At 43.6% G+C, this 18,240-nt stretch carries 15 protein-coding genes; 9 read left to right on the forward strand and 6 right to left on the reverse strand.

Features of this window, described 5'->3' with window-relative positions:
• The first annotated feature begins 531 nt into the window (after positions 1–531).
• Positions 532–1,371, forward strand: a complete 840-nt coding sequence (gene mepA, locus NX845_RS23025) for a penicillin-insensitive murein endopeptidase (protein WP_215514847.1) — start codon at positions 532–534, stop codon at positions 1,369–1,371.
• Between the two features lie 275 nt (positions 1,372–1,646).
• Complete coding sequence (locus NX845_RS23030; protein WP_017079848.1) at positions 1,647–1,955, forward strand: hypothetical protein; 309 nt, start codon at positions 1,647–1,649, stop codon at positions 1,953–1,955.
• Between the two features lie 42 nt (positions 1,956–1,997).
• On the opposite strand, the gene NX845_RS23035 is transcribed toward NX845_RS23030, so the two are convergent.
• The 3 genes from NX845_RS23035 to rdgC form a co-directional block, all read right to left on the reverse strand.
• On the reverse strand, positions 1,998–2,252 hold the full coding sequence (locus NX845_RS23035; RefSeq protein ID WP_004735061.1) for a YfhL family 4Fe-4S dicluster ferredoxin: 255 nt from the start codon (positions 2,250–2,252) through the stop codon (positions 1,998–2,000).
• Positions 2,253–2,284: 32 nt separating this feature from the next.
• Positions 2,285–3,703 carry a tRNA 5-hydroxyuridine modification protein YegQ gene (gene yegQ / locus NX845_RS23040; RefSeq protein ID WP_017095422.1) on the reverse strand — a complete coding sequence of 473 codons (1,419 nt, stop codon included), beginning with the start codon at positions 3,701–3,703 and terminating at the stop codon, positions 2,285–2,287.
• A gap of 205 nt (positions 3,704–3,908) precedes the next feature.
• Positions 3,909–4,823 carry a recombination-associated protein RdgC gene (gene rdgC, locus NX845_RS23045; RefSeq protein ID WP_004735063.1) on the reverse strand — a complete coding sequence of 305 codons (915 nt, stop codon included), beginning with the start codon at positions 4,821–4,823 and terminating at the stop codon, positions 3,909–3,911.
• Positions 4,824–5,016: 193 nt separating this feature from the next.
• On the opposite strand from rdgC, the gene phoB reads away from it, so the two are divergent.
• Genes phoB through NX845_RS23060 form a run of 3 tightly spaced genes read left to right on the forward strand, consistent with a single transcriptional unit; the run spans position 5,017 to position 8,012 of the window.
• Positions 5,017–5,706 carry a phosphate regulon transcriptional regulator PhoB gene (gene phoB, locus NX845_RS23050; RefSeq protein WP_004735064.1) on the forward strand — a complete coding sequence of 230 codons (690 nt, stop codon included), beginning with the start codon at positions 5,017–5,019 and terminating at the stop codon, positions 5,704–5,706.
• A gap of 33 nt (positions 5,707–5,739) precedes the next feature.
• Positions 5,740–7,038, forward strand: coding sequence for a phosphate regulon sensor histidine kinase PhoR (gene phoR / locus NX845_RS23055; RefSeq protein ID WP_004735065.1), 1,299 nt, complete (start codon positions 5,740–5,742; stop codon positions 7,036–7,038).
• The gene (locus tag NX845_RS23060) at positions 7,035–8,012 is read left to right on the forward strand and encodes a PstS family phosphate ABC transporter substrate-binding protein (RefSeq protein ID WP_102450895.1); all 978 of its coding nucleotides are present in this window, start codon (positions 7,035–7,037) and stop codon (positions 8,010–8,012) included. The genes phoR and NX845_RS23060 overlap by 4 nt, the downstream gene beginning before the upstream one ends.
• Before the next feature lie 89 nt (positions 8,013–8,101).
• Here the strand turns inward: NX845_RS23060 and ppx are convergent, their stop codons facing one another.
• Both ppx and ppk1 read right to left on the reverse strand, forming a co-directional pair.
• Positions 8,102–9,613 (reverse strand): exopolyphosphatase, encoded by a 1,512-nt coding sequence (gene ppx / locus NX845_RS23065; RefSeq protein WP_260257200.1) that lies wholly within the window; start codon positions 9,611–9,613, stop codon positions 8,102–8,104.
• Entirely contained in the window at positions 9,604–11,700 is a 2,097-nt protein-coding gene (ppk1, locus tag NX845_RS23070; protein ID WP_102576313.1) for a polyphosphate kinase 1, read from the reverse strand. Before ppk1 ends, ppx begins: the two co-directional genes overlap by 10 nt.
• A 200-nt stretch (positions 11,701–11,900) precedes the next feature.
• Between ppk1 and NX845_RS23075 the strand changes: the two genes are divergently transcribed.
• The 4 genes from NX845_RS23075 (at position 11,901) to phoU (ending at position 17,530) form a co-directional block, all read left to right on the forward strand.
• Positions 11,901–14,117, forward strand: a complete 2,217-nt coding sequence (locus tag NX845_RS23075; RefSeq protein WP_260257201.1) for an ABC transporter permease subunit — start codon at positions 11,901–11,903, stop codon at positions 14,115–14,117.
• Between the two features lie 111 nt (positions 14,118–14,228).
• Complete coding sequence (gene pstA / locus NX845_RS23080) at positions 14,229–15,938, forward strand: phosphate ABC transporter permease PstA (protein WP_017095417.1); 1,710 nt, start codon at positions 14,229–14,231, stop codon at positions 15,936–15,938.
• Positions 15,939–16,757 (forward strand): phosphate ABC transporter ATP-binding protein PstB, encoded by an 819-nt coding sequence (pstB, locus tag NX845_RS23085; protein ID WP_004735071.1) that lies wholly within the window; start codon positions 15,939–15,941, stop codon positions 16,755–16,757. It begins immediately after the preceding gene.
• 74 nt (positions 16,758–16,831) lie between these two features.
• Positions 16,832–17,530, forward strand: coding sequence for a phosphate signaling complex protein PhoU (gene phoU / locus NX845_RS23090; protein ID WP_004735072.1), 699 nt, complete (start codon positions 16,832–16,834; stop codon positions 17,528–17,530).
• A 9-nt stretch (positions 17,531–17,539) separates the two neighbouring features.
• On the opposite strand, the gene NX845_RS23095 is transcribed toward phoU, so the two are convergent.
• A complete protein-coding gene (locus NX845_RS23095; RefSeq protein WP_102501053.1) occupies positions 17,540–18,031 on the reverse strand; it encodes a hypothetical protein in 492 nt (163 codons plus the stop codon).
• Positions 18,032–18,240: the final 209 nt, after the last annotated feature.

Raw genomic sequence — 18,240 nt, forward strand, 5'->3', positions numbered from 1 at the left:
GGTGTAGCTCCAATTGGCAGAGCAGCGGATTCCAAATCCGCGTGTTGGGAGTTCGAATCTCTCCACCCCTGCCATATTTAAGGCTCTAGTCGAAAGACTAGAGCCTTTTTACTTTCTGGCATCGAAATATGTCATTAATAGAGCAGCGGATTCTCCGACTTACCAAACAGCGCGTGTTGGGAGTTCGAATCTCTCCACCCCTGCCATATACGAAGCCTCAGCAGAAATGCTGGGGCTTTTTTGCGTCTGTTACTTCTACGAAGTAATGTTGTGAGCTGGATAGCCAGCCCGGTCTAATCTCCGGAGTGCTGGCTCAGTCCACCTCTGCCATATTTAAGGCTCTAGACTGCGCGTCCCGGTAGAATCGCTTGGTGATCACAAATGCTAGAGCCTTTTTGCTTTCCATTATTTGGATATTAACCCTCTCTCCAAATGAAAATTCCTCTTTATCTTCAAAATATCATCCTCGATATGCACCTATTTCCTAATGACGACTAGTATGAAAATAGAGATCATTTATTTGGAATTGTTATGAGGTTATTTTGTACATTAGCTCTTATCTTTTGTTCGTTTTACGTATCGGCAACCCCATGGGAAAAAGAAAAGAGCCCGACAAGAAATTCAACCTCATCTATCGGTAGTTACGCTAATGGCTGTCTAGACGGTGCGCAGGCTTTGCCAATTGACGGTCAAGGTTACCAAGTGATTCGCCCTCAGAGAGAGCGCTACTATGGACATACAGAGGCCATTCAGTTTATTGAAAGGCTAGGTGTGACCGCGAGCGAACAGCTCAACACTAATTTATTGGTTGGTGATATTTCTCTACCTCGAGGAGGGCGCTTTTCGTCTGGTCATTCAAGTCACCAGACTGGCTTGGATATTGATATATGGTTAAGGCTTACTGATAAGAGGCTATCCGAAAATGAACTCGCTGTTCCTAAGCCAATCAGCGTTGTCGATCTTACCAACTACAAATTACGCAAATCGAATTGGACAGATGATCACTTCCAAGTCATTCGCTATGCCGCGAAAGATGAAAAAGTGGTGCGTATTTTTGTCCATCCAGTGATTAAACAAGCCCTTTGCGAACAAGAAGATCCTGATGCCAATGATAGAACCTGGTTAGGCAAAATCAGACCTTGGTGGGGGCACCATTCCCATTTTCATGTTCGTTTAAAATGCCCTAAAGGCAGTTCTAACTGTATCGCTCAAGCAAATCCGCCAAAAGGTGATGGTTGTGGCGATGAACTTGCAAGTTGGGCTCCGCAGACTATTCCAGTTCCTCCACCTAAAAAGGTGACTAAAACTAAGAAAAAAAAGAAAGTTAAAGTGATGCCGAGTCAGTGTTTGGCCTTGATATCGAATAGGTAATGTATTTATCGAGGTGTTTTACAGTGGTAGTGCCACTGGTTTTCTCGACTCTAAAACTGGAGAAATGTCACACTTTTGTCTAGAGTTTATAAACACGTAATTAAGAACATCGTTTGATATCAAAACAAACGAATAACGACAAGAGCAAAAACAACGATCAATTTGATAATGCTTAGTCAGGGATGGCGTGTTTCTTGGGTGAAAGATGCGGCTTATGTGCAGTATATGAAAATCAGAGTCTGATACCCGTCTATAAAAATTCCAAGGATAAGACAATGACTATGATTTGCGCGAGGGAATTCTCCAAATGGTTAAGACATAGATTCAGTAGTGAAAATGTCGGTATTTCAATTTCTAGAGAAGATATAAATCACCTAACAGGTCGACAGCGATTAGACCCTAGCTTTGTGAATGATGTTCATTATGAACTGATGCAGCATGGATTGGCGTTTGTCACTGATACCAGTCGGGAGCACTTTTATTTGGTACCGGTATCTCAAGCTAAAAACTGGCGAGAACAACTCGAATATCAATTTGAGAAAGAGATGTTCTGCAACATATACCCCATTGAAAAATCGGGTTAAAAAAAAGGTTCAACTTAATGATTAAGTTGAACCTTTTTTCTTTTAGGTCAAGCCTTGAATGATGACAAACTTTTCTAATAATTCGTCGTCAGTTTCAATATGGTTTGGATCAGTGATTATGCACTTTGTAATGGGGCACACTGACTGACATGTTGGCTTCTCATAGTGACCTTTACACTCAGTACATAAATCAGGATCGATTTCGAAGATACTGTCACCCATCGTGATTGCGCCATTTGGGCATTCTGGGTCACACATATCGCAGTTTATGCACTTGTCAGTTATTAACAGAGCCATTGCTTTCTTCTCAGTAGAGTTTCTAGGTAAAGTTATTTACCTGAAGCGTTACGTGTATCTTGGCCTGCGCTCAAGTTACGCATTAACAAACCAAATTCTAGGTCAAGATCAGCCGGTACTGGAATAAATACAAAGTGACCGTTACCTTTTGCGTCATCTACTGGCTGAGATTTACGGTTCTCCATAACTTCTAATTTGAAAACGATGTTACCTTTTGGTGTCATCATTTCTAAGCTATCGCCAACTAGGAACTTGTTCTTCACTTCGACTTCCGCTAAGTCACCACGGCGGTTGCCAGTGAATTCACCAACAAACTGTTGAGTATCAGAGATAGAGTAACCGTACTCGTAGTTTTGGTATGTGTCGTGAGTGTGACGACGCAAGAAACCTTCAGTGTAGCCACGGTGAGCTAGGCTCTCTAGCGTGCCCATAAGGCTCTCATCAAATGGTTTGCCTGCAACAGCATCGTCGATAGCTTTACGGTAAACCTGTGCTGTACGTGCACAGTAGTAGAAAGACTTAGTACGACCTTCGATTTTCAGAGAGTGAACGCCCATCTTAGTTAAACGCTCAACGTGTTGGATTGCGCGAAGATCTTTTGAGTTCATGATGTAAGTACCATGCTCATCTTCAAACGCTGCCATTTTCTCTTCTGGCTTGTGTGACTCAGAAAGCAACACGACTTCGTCTGTTGGCTTGCCAAGGCCTAGAGTGTTATCTGGACGTTCAGTTTGAACTTCAACTTCTTGCGCTTCTACTTCTTGAATAGCTACACCAGTTGGATTAGCTTCAACGATTTGACCGTTTTCGTCTTCTTTCGCAGCTTCTGTTTTGTATTCCCAACGGCAAGCGTTAGTGCAAGTACCTTGGTTCGGGTCACGTTTATTCATGTAACCTGAAAGTAGGCAACGGCCCGAGTAAGCCATGCATAGAGCACCGTGAACAAAGATCTCTAATTCAGTCTCTGGGCAGTGCTCGCGAATCTCTTCGATCTCTTCAAGTGATAGTTCACGAGACAGAATTACACGTTCAACACCTTGGGTAGACCAGAATTTTACAGTCGCCCAGTTTACAGCGTTTGCTTGAACTGAAAGGTGGATCGGCATTTCAGGGAACGATTCACGTACCATCATGATAAGACCAGGATCTGACATGATAAGAGCATCAGGGCCCATCTCAACAACTGGCTTAAGGTCGCGAATGAATGTTTTTAATTTAGAGTTGTGTGGCTGAATGTTACATACAACATATAACTTTTTGCCTTGAGCATGAGCTTCATCGATACCGATTTGTAGGTTTTCGTGATTGAACTCGTTGTTACGAACACGAAGGCTGTAACGTGGCTGGCCAGCGTAAACTGCATCTGCGCCGTAGGCGAATGCGTAACGCATGTTTTTAAGGCTTCCTGCCGGTGATAATAGTTCAGGTACAAATGGTTTTTGTGTCGTCATTGCTTCGTTCTCTAATCTGATCTCAAGTCAGGTTGATACCACCAAGTGATATCAAAGGGGCGCAAATTTTACGCTAAAATGAGTTTGGTTGATAGCCCTAAAGATAACAATGGTATTGCGAAGAGTGTTGTTAGGTGTTGATAAGCGGGGTGGAGAAGAAAACAAGCTCAGATCTCATCGACACCTGAGCTCTAAATTGGAACAATTAAGCGTTAGGTTGAGTTAACCCACCTAATGATTCAAATAGGTTTGGTAGGAAAACACTGAACTCACCACAAAGTAGAGAGAAGTCTGCATCAAAACGAGCAGCTTGATCTTCGCGAGGAATGTCGTCGTTTTCGTCTTTTAGTTCATCACTGAATTTAAGGCGTTTGATACTGCCATCTTCTGCAAGAATGAACTCAATGCGATCTTGCCAGTTGATCAGAAGCTTAGTCACAACCTTGTTGGCTTCGATGTGGTTTTTAATCTCATCTGCTTCTAGTTCTTGCTTCTTAACTCGGACAATACCGCCGTCTTCTTGGATTGATTTAAGCTCAGCTTCATCGAGCATGGTGATACCTTGAGGCGTATCACCTGATTTCACCCACTCTGTCAGAGTCGTTTCAATTGCTTGCTCTGGAATAGCTGGTACTACTGGCAGGCTACCCATAGTTTTACGTAGTAATGCCAATACGTCTTCAGCTTTTTTGTAGCTGCTAGCATCAACCACAATAAAGCCTTCTTTCGGCATGATCAGTGCGTAAGTGAAGTTACTGCGGCTGAAAGCACGAGGAAGAAGATCGATGATGATGTCTTCTTTTAGGCTGTCTTTCTCTTTCTTTTTTAGAGGAGTACCAGACTCTGCCTCAAGCGTTTCTACTTTTGCATTCAATGAATCTTTGATAACAGAAGCAGGAAGCATTTTCTCTTCTTTCTTTGCACAGATTAGAATGCGGTTTTCTGATACGTGCGTCATCATATCGCCGTGTCTACCCATCGCGTTTACCCAACCAAACTTCTGTTTGTCTTGGCTACCACAAGGGGTAAAACGGAACTCTTCAAGTTGTTTCTCTAGCTGATCTGCGTTGAAGTCTATATCACGATTAAAGCGATAGACGAGGCAATTCTTAAACCACATAAATATTTCTCATACCTTTATCTGAAGACGCTCATCATAGGAGATTTCGATCCATTTGTCTTATACCTGCAATAAAAATTAAAAGTGAAATGTTTGAGACAGTTATATGAAAATTTGTTTTCAAAGGTCACAAAAGTGTCATAATTAAACCAGATAATGCAATGCGTTGATTAAATACTAAGGCTATTCAATTATGTCGAGAAGGATTCTGGTCGTTGAAGATGAAGCACCTATTCGTGAGATGCTGTGTTTTGTACTTGAACAAAAAGGCTACCAAGCAGTAGAGGCTGAAGATTACGATACAGCGGTAAACAAGCTATGTGAACCTTTCCCAGATCTAGTATTACTAGATTGGATGCTACCTGGTGGTAGCGGGATAAACTTTATCAAGCACATGAAGCGTGAAGAGTTAACTCGCAACATCCCAGTGGTGATGCTGACGGCTCGTGGCGAAGAAGAAGATAAGGTGCGTGGTTTAGAAGTGGGCGCTGATGATTACATCACCAAGCCATTTTCACCCAAAGAGCTTGTTGCTCGCCTGAAAGCGGTTATCCGCCGTGTAACGCCTACTGCACTAGAAGATGTGATTGATGTACAAGGTCTTAAGCTAGACCCAGTATCTCATCGTGTTACCGCAAGCGAAGGTCCAGTTGATATGGGACCAACAGAGTTCAAAATGCTGCATTTCTTTATGACTCACCAAGAGCGTGTGTACAGTCGAGAGCAACTACTGAACAACGTTTGGGGTACCAACGTTTACGTTGAAGATCGCACTGTTGATGTACATATTCGACGCCTGCGTAAAGCACTTGAATCTGCAGGTCACGATAAGCTAATCCAAACGGTTCGCGGCGCGGGCTACCGTTTTTCTACAAAGGCTTAATGTGGCTTCGCTACCCAGTTTACGGAGTCCTGAATGGTTGAAAAGTTAACCTGGAAAAAGCTGGCTTGGGAGCTGGCTTTTTTTTACGCACCTTGGGTTTTAGTCGGTTGGATATTCGGCTACTTACCTTGGTTACTGCTGGCTGCTACGGTATTGCAGCTCGGTTGGCATCTACATTATCAAATGCGTTTGTCCGCTTGGTTATGGGATGAAAAGCGTTTAACACCACCATCAGGTTCTGGAAACTGGGAATCTCTGTTTAACGGTATTTATCGTATGCAGCAGAGACAGCGTCGTAAAAGAAAAGAACTGACTAACCTGATCCGCCGTTTCAGAAATGGTGCTGAATCCTTACCCGATGCCGTTGTGGTGTTTCGTGGTGAAGGAAACATCGTTTGGTGTAACAAGCTTGCTCAATATTTACTGGGCTTTCGCTGGCCAGACGATTCTGGGCAACCTATCTCCAACTTGATCCGCACGCCGGACTTCATCAAGTACCTTAATAAACAAGATTTCTCAGAGCCGTTAGAGATGCCGTCGCCACTTAATGTGGAGCGCATGCTCGAGCTGCGTATCGTGCCGTATACCGAGGGCGAACACCTCATGGTAGTACGTGATGTTACTCAGTTAAAACAGCTAGAAGGCATGCGTCGTAACTTTTTCGCTAACGTTTCTCACGAGCTACGCACTCCAATGACCGTACTTCAGGGCTATCTTGAAATGACGGAAGATCCAGACATGGTCGTTGGGCCTATGTGGCCTAAGGCTCATGGTGTGATGACCGAGCAGTTGAATCGCATGAACAGCCTAGTGAATCAGCTTTTAACACTTTCAAAAATCGAAGCTGCACCGATGCATGAGCTCGATGAAGTGGTGAATGTTCCGGCTATGCTTGAGGTTCTTGAAAAAGAAGCCGCAAGCTTAAGTGGTGATCGAGAACATAAGCTTGAATTTGATATTGATAAGAGCCTACGAGTTTTAGCTGATGAAGATCAGCTGAGAAGTGCGATATCGAATCTGGTGTATAACGCAGTTAAATACACACCACCGGGCGCAACAGTTAAGGTGCGTTGGTACCAAACCAGTCAAGGGGCGTGTTTGGATGTGTCAGACACCGGAGACGGTATTGAACCACAACACTTACATCGACTCACAGAACGTTTTTACCGTGTTGATAAAGCGCGTTCACGCGATACTGGTGGTAGTGGTCTTGGGTTAGCGATTGTGAAGCATGCGCTTAGCCATCATGACTCACATTTAGAAATTCAAAGTGAAGTTGGCGTTGGTAGCCGATTCCATTTCACGCTACCTAATCGATTGACCGTGTCATGAGTTTTTTGACTCGCAGGGTGCGTTTACCCGTAAGCTTATTGTTAACATTTGCTTTGGTTAACCCAGTTCATGCCGAGCAGGGTGTCGACTCACTTCCTGATTACGCTAAAGTTCCGGGTATTTCAGGAAGCCTATTGTCTGTTGGTTCGGATACCTTGGCGGGTATGACGACATTATGGATGGAAGAGTTCAAGTCTTACTACCCGAACGTGAACGCTCAAGTTCAAGCTTCGGGTTCTTCTACTGCCCCTCCTGCTTTAACGGAAGGCACTGCTCACCTTGGACCAATGAGTCGTCCAATGCGCCTACGAGAAGTCGAAGCGTTTGAAAGAGAGCATGGCTATAAGCCGACAGCACTGAGAGTTGCTATCGATGCGATTGGACTTTTTGTGCATCGTGATAACCCTATTGAAGGGCTCAACTTTCACCAGATTGACAGTATATTCTCAGAGACATTGCGCTGCGGCGCGACTAAGCCGCTAAATAATTGGCAAGATTTGGGCATTGACCACCCGTGGGCAAAACATCGATTCCAACTGTTTGGTCGTAATTCCGTTTCGGGAACCTACGGCTATTTCAAACAAAACGCATTATGCGGCGGTGACTTTAAGAACCGAGTTAATGAGCAGCCAGGTTCTGCATCGGTTGTACAGTCGGTTGCTTCATCAATCAGCGGGATAGGGTACTCAGGTATTGGTTATCGAGTGGCCGGTGTTAAGTTAATTCCTATCGCAGAGTATGGTTCTGATTATGTAGAGCCGACTCGAACGAATATCTTGAGCGGTGATTACCCTCTATCTCGCTTTCTTTATGTGTATGTGAATAAGCACCCAGATAAACCACTTTCTCCTGTTGAGAGAGAGTTCCTCACTTTTGTGTTCTCAAAGCAAGGGCAAGAACTGGTAGAGAAAGATGGCTATTTAGCGATACCGTCAGAGTTCGCTGAGCAAGAATTGGCAAAAATCGGACTCTGATTTAGGTACTATGAACGTAGAAACTTAACGTATAAACCTAACGTATGAACAGCTTGCTAGCCGCAGGCTGTTTTTATTTTGTCGGCGCATCATTCAAGCTTCAACGACCATCCAGCATCTTGCCAGCGTCGTTGTTCTTCTTTGAGTTCATAATCAAGCAGTTGATTTTCAGCTAACCAGTCGATGGAATCTCCTTCTAAACACCAATTATCATCTTGCTCAATGGTTAATTTTACATTCGGTATTGGCGATTGGTTTCGCTGTCGATTGAGCAGGATTGCTATCCTCAGTATTCGAATTAACAACGCTATCTGCCCTGAATTGAATAGCGTGAGATCCGGTAAGTCATTAAGCTTTATAGTTTTTCTTTGATAGCGAACTAATGTTGAGATCAGACGCTGCTGCTCAGTATTGAAACCGGGCATAGTCGTATGTTTAAGCAGATAAGCTGAATGGCGGTGATAGCCTTGGAATGCGATGCTTTGTCCCACTTCATGAAGCAATGCAGCCCATCCAATCAGATCATAAAGTTCATTATTTACCGCAGTACTCACCTGAGGTTGCGCTTGTTTCAGTAATGAAAGGGCGAGTGCTTTGACTTTCTGGCCATGAACTACGTCAATATGGTATCGAGAGACAAGCGTTTCGGCGGTTCTTGTTCGAACATCAATATCTTTAAACCGATCTTCCATGTCATAAAGCACCCCTTCTCTTAAGGCACTATCGGAGAAATGCAATTCATTGATGTTTAGCATATCCATAGCTGCTGAAAGAATCGTGACGCCAGCGGCAAACACCGGCTTTCTTTCATCGCTTAAACCTGAAAGGTCTAATCCCTTAGATGATGGAAATTCACATAAGTGGTTCTTCAAATAGGATAGGCGTTGAGGCGTAATGAGACCATCGGTGAACCCTAAGCCAATGAGTACCTCTTTTATTGATTTGGCGGTACCTGATGAGCCAAAGGCAACTTCCCAAGAGATTTGTTTGTATTCTTCAATTAATGGCATCAACAGGCGAGTAGCAGAGACATAAGCATCGGAGAAGTGCTGTGATGTCAGACCTCCATCGGCAAAGAAGCGCTGAGTAAAACTGACGCACCCCATCGGTAAGCTACGCATTATTTGGGGTGTAAAGCCTTGCCCTGCGACGAGTTCGGTACTCCCTCCACCGATATCAATAACTAATTTAGATTCGGAAGCGGCTTGAGTGTGCTCTACGCCGTTATAGATTATTCGAGCTTCTTCTTGACCTGAGATGATCTCTATTGGAAAAGGGAACAGTGGCTTGGCTTGCTCTAAGAAGTCTTTAGCGTTTTTGGCTTTTCTTAGGGTATGAGTCGCGACGACTCTGACATCATCAAGTTCAAAATCCGCTAGTCGTTCTGCGAATACCTTGAGGCACTCTAAACCTCGCTCGATAGCGCTTTCGGATAAGAAGTTATGCTCATCCAATCCATCGCCTAATCTCACTTTCTGTTTATGTCTGCTGACTAATTGCAGGTGTTGATCGAATACTCGGGCAACCACCATATGAAAGCTGTTCGAACCTAAATCGATAGCGGCAATACATCGAGAATGTTTGTTATCAATTAGCGGCATGATTTCTTCTCTTGTTTGTACTTCTTGCGAGCAAGTTTCTCCATACGTTTAATATAGTGGTAAGTGGAGAGTTGTGACGTCGGGTATTCGAGTTGGTTTGCTGGTGCTTCTATGTAAGGGTTGCTCATCGCTTGGTCTAGCACTCGAGCTTTGTTGCTGTCATCGAAATGAAATTCGGTGATATCGATAATGGTTTGCTTGATATTTGGATCTAAAATTGGAGTGGCGACTTCGATCCGATGATCGAAGTTTCGCGTCATCCAGTCAGCTGAAGATATATAGACTTTCGGCTTTCCAGCGTTACCAAAGATCATCACTCTTGGGTGTTCAAGAAAACGATCGACCACACTCACAATCTCAATATGGTCACTGATGTTGGATATGCCAGGGACAAGAGAGCACATGCCACGAATGACCATTCTCACTTTTACATTGACTTGGCTGGCCTGATAGAGCTTCTCAATGATCGCTCGGTCGACCAAATTGTTGAGTTTTAGAGTGATGCTTGCAGGCTTGCTCTCCATCGCGTTTTGTATTTCATTATCTATCAACTGATACAGACGTTTTCTTGTATTCTTCGGTGACACAATCAGTTGTTTGAACTGTGATTTTTGATAAGGGTTTTCAATATATTTAAAGACTTGTCTCACCTCTTGGGTCAAATCTTCATTCGCAGTGAGCAGAGAAAAATCGGTATACACGCGCGCTGTTACTTCATGAAAGTTACCGGTGCCAATATGGGCATAATGCGCCGTATGCTTGCCTTCTTTCCGTTTAATGAGCAGCAGTTTGGAGTGGACTTTCAAACTTGGGATGCCATGGATGACTTTTATACCGGCTTCTTGAAGTTTCTTTGTCCACTGAATATTGGCCTGTTCATCAAAGCGAGCTTGCAGTTCGACAACCACTGTGACCTTTTTTCCATTGTGTGCCGCATCGATGATTGAGCTAAGGAGTTTGGAGCCTTCTGCAACACGGTAAACGTTTATTTTTATGGAGGTTACTTTCGGGTCAAAGGAAGCCTGCCTCACGAGCTCAGTGATGTGATTAAAGGTGTGATAAGGGTAATGCAACAAGATGTCACGAGCTTTGATCGCTTCAAAATAGTTTGGGTGGTGGCTAAAATGCGCGCACTTAATCGCGGGTAACGGGCGATTAACTAAATCACGTCGGTTGAGGCTTGGGAATTCAGAGAAATGTTTGAAGTTGTGGTAGCGGCCTCCGGCGATAACACTGTCGTAGTCAGACAGTTTTAGTCTGACTTGTAAGAAACTGAGCATTTCAGCTGGCATTTCTGACTCATAGATAAGACGTATCGGTAGTGCCGTTAAGCGCTGTTCTAAACCTAAAGACATCGATTCTAATAGGCTGCTTTCATTGTTCTCTTGAAGGTCATAATCGGCGTCACGAGTCATTTTTATAGCAAAGCAACGCACTGAGTCATACTCAAAGAACCCTTTAAGTAAGTCATCTAAACAAAATCGAACTATATTATCTAATAAGATCAAAGTAGTACGCTGAGAACCCGAGGTGTCTGGTAACTTAACAAATCGAGGGAGTGCTTCTGATGGGATTTCGAGTAATACGTATTGAGAAGATGCCTCACGCTTGATGTCGATGGCTAAGTAACTTTGCTCGTCTTTCATAATATTGAGCAACTGGCGATCTTCGTTCAAGAGAAACGGAATTAAATGTGGCAGCACTTTTTTCTTAAAGTACTTTTTGATCCACTCACTTTGCTCTTCGCTGATTTGTTGTTCGTTGACCAAAAAAATACGATTGCGCGCCAGTTCCAACAATAGGTCGTTATACAACTCATGGAATCGAGCATCGAGCTTACTTGCTTTGCTCTGCATTTGAGTGAGTAAGGTTTTCTGCGAGTTGGCAGGTAATTGAGGATCTTGAAGTAAGATCTTTCGTTTCACGTCAGCAAATCGGACTTTGTAAAACTCATCGAGGTTTTTTGAGTAAATACCTAAAAAACGAACTCTTTCGATTAAGGGAACTGACTTGTCGGCTGCTTCTTGGAGCACTCTTTCGTTGAAGGATAACCAGCTAAGTTCTTTTGTGACATAGTCTTTTTCCATCGAGATGATAATCCTTGAGTGCTGGCTATAGAGCTGATTACTTTAATTTAGAATGACAAAATTCACAAAATCTATGATCTTACTTTAAGAAATATGGTCAACAAACTTGTTATTAGTTTCAGTTGTTTAACGTAACTTGTAATATAATTGTCATCTAACGTACATATTATGTCAGTAGCTAAAAAAAGGTAGATAAACAGATGGCTTCAGCCCAATTTTCATTGAAAGAGCGTGACAAAAAAAGATGGTTAAAAGATCGTCTTGTCCGTTTTTCAGTGACATGTGGTGCCGTCAGTGTTCTAGCTGCTCTGGTATTGATCTTTGTCTACTTGGCGATGGTCATTTTACCGGTGTTTTCTGATACTGGTTTAGAGACAGACCAAGCCGTAAAGACCGTTGCTGTAGAAAAGCCTATCGCCTTATCTGTTGATGAATACGGTCAGCATGCATTTACTATCGAAAAATCTGGCTTGGTGCAGTTTTGGGATTTAGAGTCTCAAAATACACACTCTTACTTTGAGCGAAATGTTTTAGCCAATCCTGTTGCCTTCTCTCGAAATACCCCATCAGAAAACTGGTTTGCCTTTGCCGATAGTGCAAGCAACCTTACTTTTTTCTATCCTGAGTATAGTGCGCCTGTGCTGCAAAAGGGCAGTGAAGCCGATCCTAAAATTGAGCAAATCGATCTCCCTGAACCATTTTTAAATGATGAATCGTCAAATGGGACGACAATCGAAAAATTCGCGTTCTCTAAGAATGGACGTGGTATCACGGTTGCCGCTCAGCTAAGTGACCAACGAGTCTTAGTGAAGTGGTACCAAAGTGATGTTACGGGTCAGTATGTTTTTCAGAAGAGCCAATGGCTATCGGATAAGTTGGGCTTGCAGCAACAGTTGTTAATCACGCCTGATGGCCAAACCTTATATCTTCGAGCACAATCGGATTTAGTGGTATTGAAGTTATCCGATAGCGGCTTCAATGTTCGTGAAGTGATTGATCTTAGTTTGAATGATGCGAAGCACTCGGTAAAAAGTATTGATTTACTGTCTGGAGCTTATTCACTGTTGGTTACGCATGAGGACGGACAGGTTTCTCAGTGGTTCGATGTACTCAAAGATGAAAAGCGTAGCCTGACCCATATTCGAGACTTCCAACTTGCTGAACAAGTGCAATTTATTTTGCCCGATACTTATAGAAAGGGTTTTTATAGCTTCTATAAGAACGGCACATTACAAAGCCACTATACAACCAGTGAAAAGCTGTCGCTGTTCGAGCGCGCATTTGATAAATCACCACAATTAGCGGCTATGTCTGCCAATGAACTGCATCTGGCGACGCTGATTGATGGCACCATCAGTGTGGCTAAGGTCGATAATGAATACCCGCAAATATCATTCTCATCGCTTTGGCAAAAAGTCTGGTATGAAAGCTACCCTGAGCCACAATATGTTTGGCAATCAACCTCGGCGAATGATGACTTTGAAGAGAAATTCAGTTTAGTACCCATTACGTTCGGTACCATTAAGGCCGCTCTGTTTGCGATGATGTTTGCCGTGCCGGTTGCTGTGCTCGGAGCCATTTACACCGCATACTTCATGTCTCCACGCATGCGAAGAGTGGTTAAGCCTTCGATAGAGCTGATGGAAGCGCTTCCAACCGTCATCATCGGATTCTTGGCTGGGCTTTGGTTTGCTCCAATTGTCGAAACGCATTTAACGGCTGTCTTTTCATTAATGGTGTTATTACCGTTGAGTACATTGTTGACGGGGTTTGTTTGGTTCTGCTTACCGAAGATGGTGACGAGTCGTTTCTCTAACGGTTGGCATGCCCTAATATTGATCCCGGTATTGGTGATTACGGTGGTGGCTGTCTTTGCTGGTGGAAACAGCATTGAAGCCTTGTTGTTTGGTGGTGATATTCGTACTTTCTTAGCGAGTTATGGCATCGACTTTGACCAACGCAATGCGCTGGTAGTTGGTTTTGCTATGGGTTTTGCTGTCATCCCAACGATTTTTACTATCGCCGAAGACGCTATTTTCTCTGTGCCTAAACATTTATCCGATGGCTCATTAGCGTTGGGTGCGACGGCGTGGCAGACCCTTATTTATGTGGTGTTATTGACGGCTAGCCCAGGTATCTTTTCAGCGGTCATGATGGGACTAGGGAGAGCCGTTGGCGAAACTATGATTGTCTTGATGGCTACAGGTAACACACCAATTCTTGACTGGAATATTTTGGAAGGGATGAGGACGCTATCCGCAACGATTGCTGTCGAACTACCAGAATCAGAGGTGGGTGGTTCTCACTTCCGCTTGCTGTTCTTAGCGGCACTCTTGCTATTTATTTTCACGTTCGCGGTGAACTCAGTCGCAGAGTGGGTTAGACAAAGATTGAGAGATAAATATCGTGCGCTGTAGTTTTAAAGGTTCACCTCAATGTGTCTCAATGGCTTTTAGTTGTTTGGCTAGCGTATCTCGCGAACTTGGCTGTTTCTTGGTTTCAGCACGTCAAGATCAAGGTCGATCATGATGAACAAATTGAAGTCATTATTATCTTGGGTTAAATCGGGATCTCCGTGGATCTGGCTTACGGGCGGGGCGGTGAGCATCAGTATGCTTTCTGTTCTTGGCCTAATGCTGTTGATTGGCTGGAAGGGCTTAACCTATTTTTGGCCTGCTCCTTTGTATCAATGGCAAGTCGACTCCAAAGACTTATCGTTAGTGGTTGATCTGGACGAAACCGTATCAAAACAAGATGTATTGATTGGCCAGTTGTATGAACGTAAATACATCCCGATAGAGCAAGTTCCACAAGTACACGACCTCTTGTCGCCTCAAAATTTGTCGACGGGACTAATTCAGCGCTTAAGTATCAAAGTCGCCAACAGAGAACTGTACCCTGCGGATTTTGTTTCCATTCTGGATGTTAACTTACGTGAACCAACAACGCCGCTTGATTGGATTGTGATTGAACGAAGTCGAGGTGGTTATTTCTTTGGTAAACCGGTGGGTTTTAAAACCGCTTCTGGCACCTTTGATTCGAACATAGACCAAAAGCTCGAACAAGGCTTGGCGTTCGCTGATACGTTACGTAAAGAAACGTCGCGTGTTGTGAACCAAGAAATCCGCAATATCAGCTGGCAATTGGAAAATCTACGCTTAGAAAAACGTAAGCTTGAACTCAATGAGTCAGTGAGCGATGAATACCTTAAAACCTATACTCAAACTAAATTGGAATTAAATAGCCAGTTAGCTGAAGCAGAAGTAAAGCTTGAGCATCTTAGAACACAGCTCAATGTCGAAAGCTTGTTGGTGGAAGATATGACAGGAGAGCAGGTTGAAATTTCGCTCAGTCATATCTTGGATTATTGGTACCCAAATAATATGTCTTATCTTGAAAAGGTTGGGCATTGGGGCAAACAAGTTTGGAAGTTCTTATCAGAGAACCCGCGAGACTCAAACTCTGAAGGTGGGGTGTTTCCTGCTATTTTCGGCACTGTGTTGCTGGTTATTCTCATGTCGATCGTAGTGATGCCACTTGGCGTAGTTGCAGCGATATATCTTCATGAATATGCAAGAAACAACGCACTAACACGTTTGATTCGTATTGCCGTGATTAACTTAGCGGGTGTACCGTCGATTGTGTATGGCGTATTTGGCTTAGGATTCTTTGTGTATACCATCGGTGGCTCAATCGATTCCTTATTTTATGCAGAGCGATTACCCGCTCCGACATTTGGTACACCGGGCCTATTATGGTCTGCTCTGACCTTAGCGGTATTAACATTACCTGTTGTTATTGTAACTACGGAAGAGGGTTTAACGCGTATTCCTAGCTCCGTGAGGCATGGTTCATTAGCGCTTGGGGCTACTCAATTTGAAACGCTTTGGCGCATTGTTTTACCGATGGCAAGCCCTGCGATTATCACCGGTTTGATATTGGCAATCGCGAGAGCTGCGGGGGAAGTTGCCCCACTTATGCTGGTGGGTGTAGTGAAATTAGCATCAAGTTTGCCAGTGGATGGTCAGTTTCCATATCTACATTTAGAAAGAAAGTTCATGCATTTAGGCTTTCATATCTATGATGTTGGTTTTCAAACTTCTAATATCGAAGCAGCACGACCTTTAGTGTATGCGACTTCATTTTTACTGGTTACGGTGATTGTTGGGTTGAACTTAACCGCTATCAATATCCGTAATAACTTGCGTGAAAAATACCGAACCTTAGGACAAGATTAGATGTTCTCGATTAATGAAACCTTGGGTTACCAAGCACCACTTGATGTACACAACCTGAAGGATGAGCAAATTGCTATCTCGATTGAAGGGCTGAACCTTTATTATAAAGAGAGCCAAGCACTCGATGATATTTCAATGCAGATCCCTAAGGGGCAGGTGACCGCGTTTATCGGCCCATCAGGGTGTGGTAAGTCGACTCTTCTGCGCTGCATTAATCGCATGAACGATCTTGTTGAAGGCTGTAAGGTTTCCGGGAAAGTGAAGCTTCATGGCAAGAACGTCTATCACCCTAAAGTGGATGTCGCGACTTTAAGACGCCGTGTCGGCATGGTATTCCAGCGACCGAACCCTTTTCCTAAATCTATCTATGAGAATGTGGTTTATGGTTTGAGGCTACAAGGCGTGAGCAACAGTCGAGACCTTGATGATGCGGTTGAGCGCTCTCTGCGTGCAGCTGCGTTATGGGATGAAGTGAAAGACCGTTTGCATGAGAACGCCTTTGGTTTATCGGGTGGTCAACAGCAGCGTTTGGTTATCGCTCGTGCGGTTGCTATCGAACCTGAAGTGCTTTTATTAGATGAGCCGACCTCGGCACTCGACCCTATTTCTACTTTGACGATTGAAGAGTTGATCAATGAATTGAAGACCCAATACACCGTGGTTATTGTTACTCATAACATGCAACAAGCGGCGCGTGTGAGTGACCATACTGCTTTTATCCATATGGGTAAGTTGATCGAGTACTCAGATACCGATTCGATATTTACTTCGCCATTGAAAAATCAAACGGAAGACTACATTACTGGTAGGTATGGCTAGCGTTTAAGTTCGTGCCATCTAGAGCTAAGTCACTCTGAAATAAACGGCTTTATTCATTTTTTTAAGGAGCTGACATGCATTTTGGTCGCCACATCTCAGGACAGTTTAATGTCGAATTAGAATCTATCCGTACACACGTATTAACTATGGGTGGATTGGTAGAGCAGCAGTTGTCCTTTGCGATGCAAGCTCTGCATAAAGATGACGCGGAACTGGCCAAGAAAGTGATTCGTGATGACCACAAAGTGAATGCGATGGAAGTTTCAATCGATGAAGCATGTACTCGTATTATTGCGAAGCGTCAGCCGACCGCAAAAGATCTGCGTTTGATTATGGCGATCATCAAAACCATTACCGACTTAGAACGTATTGGCGATGTTGCCTCTAAAATTGCTCAAGGCGCGATCGAGATCCCTTCGACCAAAGAGCAAAAATTTCATGTCTCATTAGAGCCTCTTTGTCGTCAGGCAATCACCATGCTTCACCAAGTATTAGATGCGTTTGCTCGTATGGATGTCGATGCTGCGGCAGAAGTTCACAAACTTGATGATAAGTTGGATGCGGAATACGAGGCAGTCATTCGTCAGTTAATGACGTATATGATGGAAGATCCTAAGAACATCCCAAATATTTTACAGGTGATGTGGTCAGCTCGTGCGATTGAGCGAGTGGGAGACCGTTGCCAAAATATCTGCGAATACATTATTTACTTTGTGAAGGGTAAAGATGTACGTCACCTAGGCGATCAAAGCCTTGATGACGCACTGAAGTAGGTCGAGCCTTTAAAAGCTAATAATGGCACCTAGATTGAAATTGACCGTCGTGTCGTAAGGCACAAAGGTTTTATTGTGATCAAAGATATTCATATCAACACCTGCACGTAGTCCAAGCATTGGTGTCGCTTGGTACACGTAGGCACCGCCTAGGCTTAAACCATGTGTTGTCTTCTCTTCAACTTCGCCTGAGCGCGTTTTTGTGCCGTCATAGCTTGCCACACCAATTTCAGCCTGAAAGCCGTGATTTTGGTTTCTTCCAAACATGTTCTGGATACCAACTCGATACGCATCAACCGTTTCATCATATCGATCGCTGTCATACCAAATATGAGAGTAGCTTAGGTAAACGGCACCTAAACTGGCCACATCAGTAATACCCGCCTGTACTCCAAAGCCATGATAAGAGCCAATCTTTAGTTCTGGGGACAAATGAAGAGCACTTGCTGAAACGGAAGTGGAGAGGACAGAAAGTAAAAGCAGGGAAGTTTTTATCTTCATAAAAATACCTAAAGCAATTAGCCGTCCGTGGCTGCAATGAATTTTGATTTGAGAATTGTTCAAAAGTGAGTCAACTTTGATGAGGTGTTAAAACCCAGCAATTGACTGATTGTAAAAAGCCAGCTTAGACGCCTGTCTCTTATACACAAATCCCTAAGCCACGCTTGGGGATTTTTTTTGAACTATTTTTAGGTTTCATGATCTGATCA

It is taken from the genome of Vibrio sp. NC2, from assembly GCF_025195005.1.
Lineage (GTDB): Bacteria > Pseudomonadota > Gammaproteobacteria > Enterobacterales > Vibrionaceae > Vibrio > Vibrio splendidus.

Coding starts and splice junctions, on each gene's coding strand:
- mepA (WP_215514847.1), top strand. CDS start 532: ATGAGGTTATTTTGTACATTAGCTCTTATCTTTTGTTCGTTTTACGTA.
- NX845_RS23030 (WP_017079848.1), top strand. CDS start 1,647: ATGACTATGATTTGCGCGAGGGAATTCTCCAAATGGTTAAGACATAGA.
- NX845_RS23035 (WP_004735061.1), bottom strand. CDS start 2,252: ATGGCTCTGTTAATAACTGACAAGTGCATAAACTGCGATATGTGTGAC.
- yegQ (WP_017095422.1), bottom strand. CDS start 3,703: ATGACGACACAAAAACCATTTGTACCTGAACTATTATCACCGGCAGGA.
- rdgC (WP_004735063.1), bottom strand. CDS start 4,823: ATGTGGTTTAAGAATTGCCTCGTCTATCGCTTTAATCGTGATATAGAC.
- phoB (WP_004735064.1), top strand. CDS start 5,017: ATGTCGAGAAGGATTCTGGTCGTTGAAGATGAAGCACCTATTCGTGAG.
- phoR (WP_004735065.1), top strand. CDS start 5,740: ATGGTTGAAAAGTTAACCTGGAAAAAGCTGGCTTGGGAGCTGGCTTTT.
- NX845_RS23060 (WP_102450895.1), top strand. CDS start 7,035: ATGAGTTTTTTGACTCGCAGGGTGCGTTTACCCGTAAGCTTATTGTTA.
- ppx (WP_260257200.1), bottom strand. CDS start 9,613: ATGCCGCTAATTGATAACAAACATTCTCGATGTATTGCCGCTATCGAT.
- ppk1 (WP_102576313.1), bottom strand. CDS start 11,700: ATGGAAAAAGACTATGTCACAAAAGAACTTAGCTGGTTATCCTTCAAC.
- NX845_RS23075 (WP_260257201.1), top strand. CDS start 11,901: ATGGCTTCAGCCCAATTTTCATTGAAAGAGCGTGACAAAAAAAGATGG.
- pstA (WP_017095417.1), top strand. CDS start 14,229: ATGAACAAATTGAAGTCATTATTATCTTGGGTTAAATCGGGATCTCCG.
- pstB (WP_004735071.1), top strand. CDS start 15,939: ATGTTCTCGATTAATGAAACCTTGGGTTACCAAGCACCACTTGATGTA.
- phoU (WP_004735072.1), top strand. CDS start 16,832: ATGCATTTTGGTCGCCACATCTCAGGACAGTTTAATGTCGAATTAGAA.
- NX845_RS23095 (WP_102501053.1), bottom strand. CDS start 18,031: ATGAAGATAAAAACTTCCCTGCTTTTACTTTCTGTCCTCTCCACTTCC.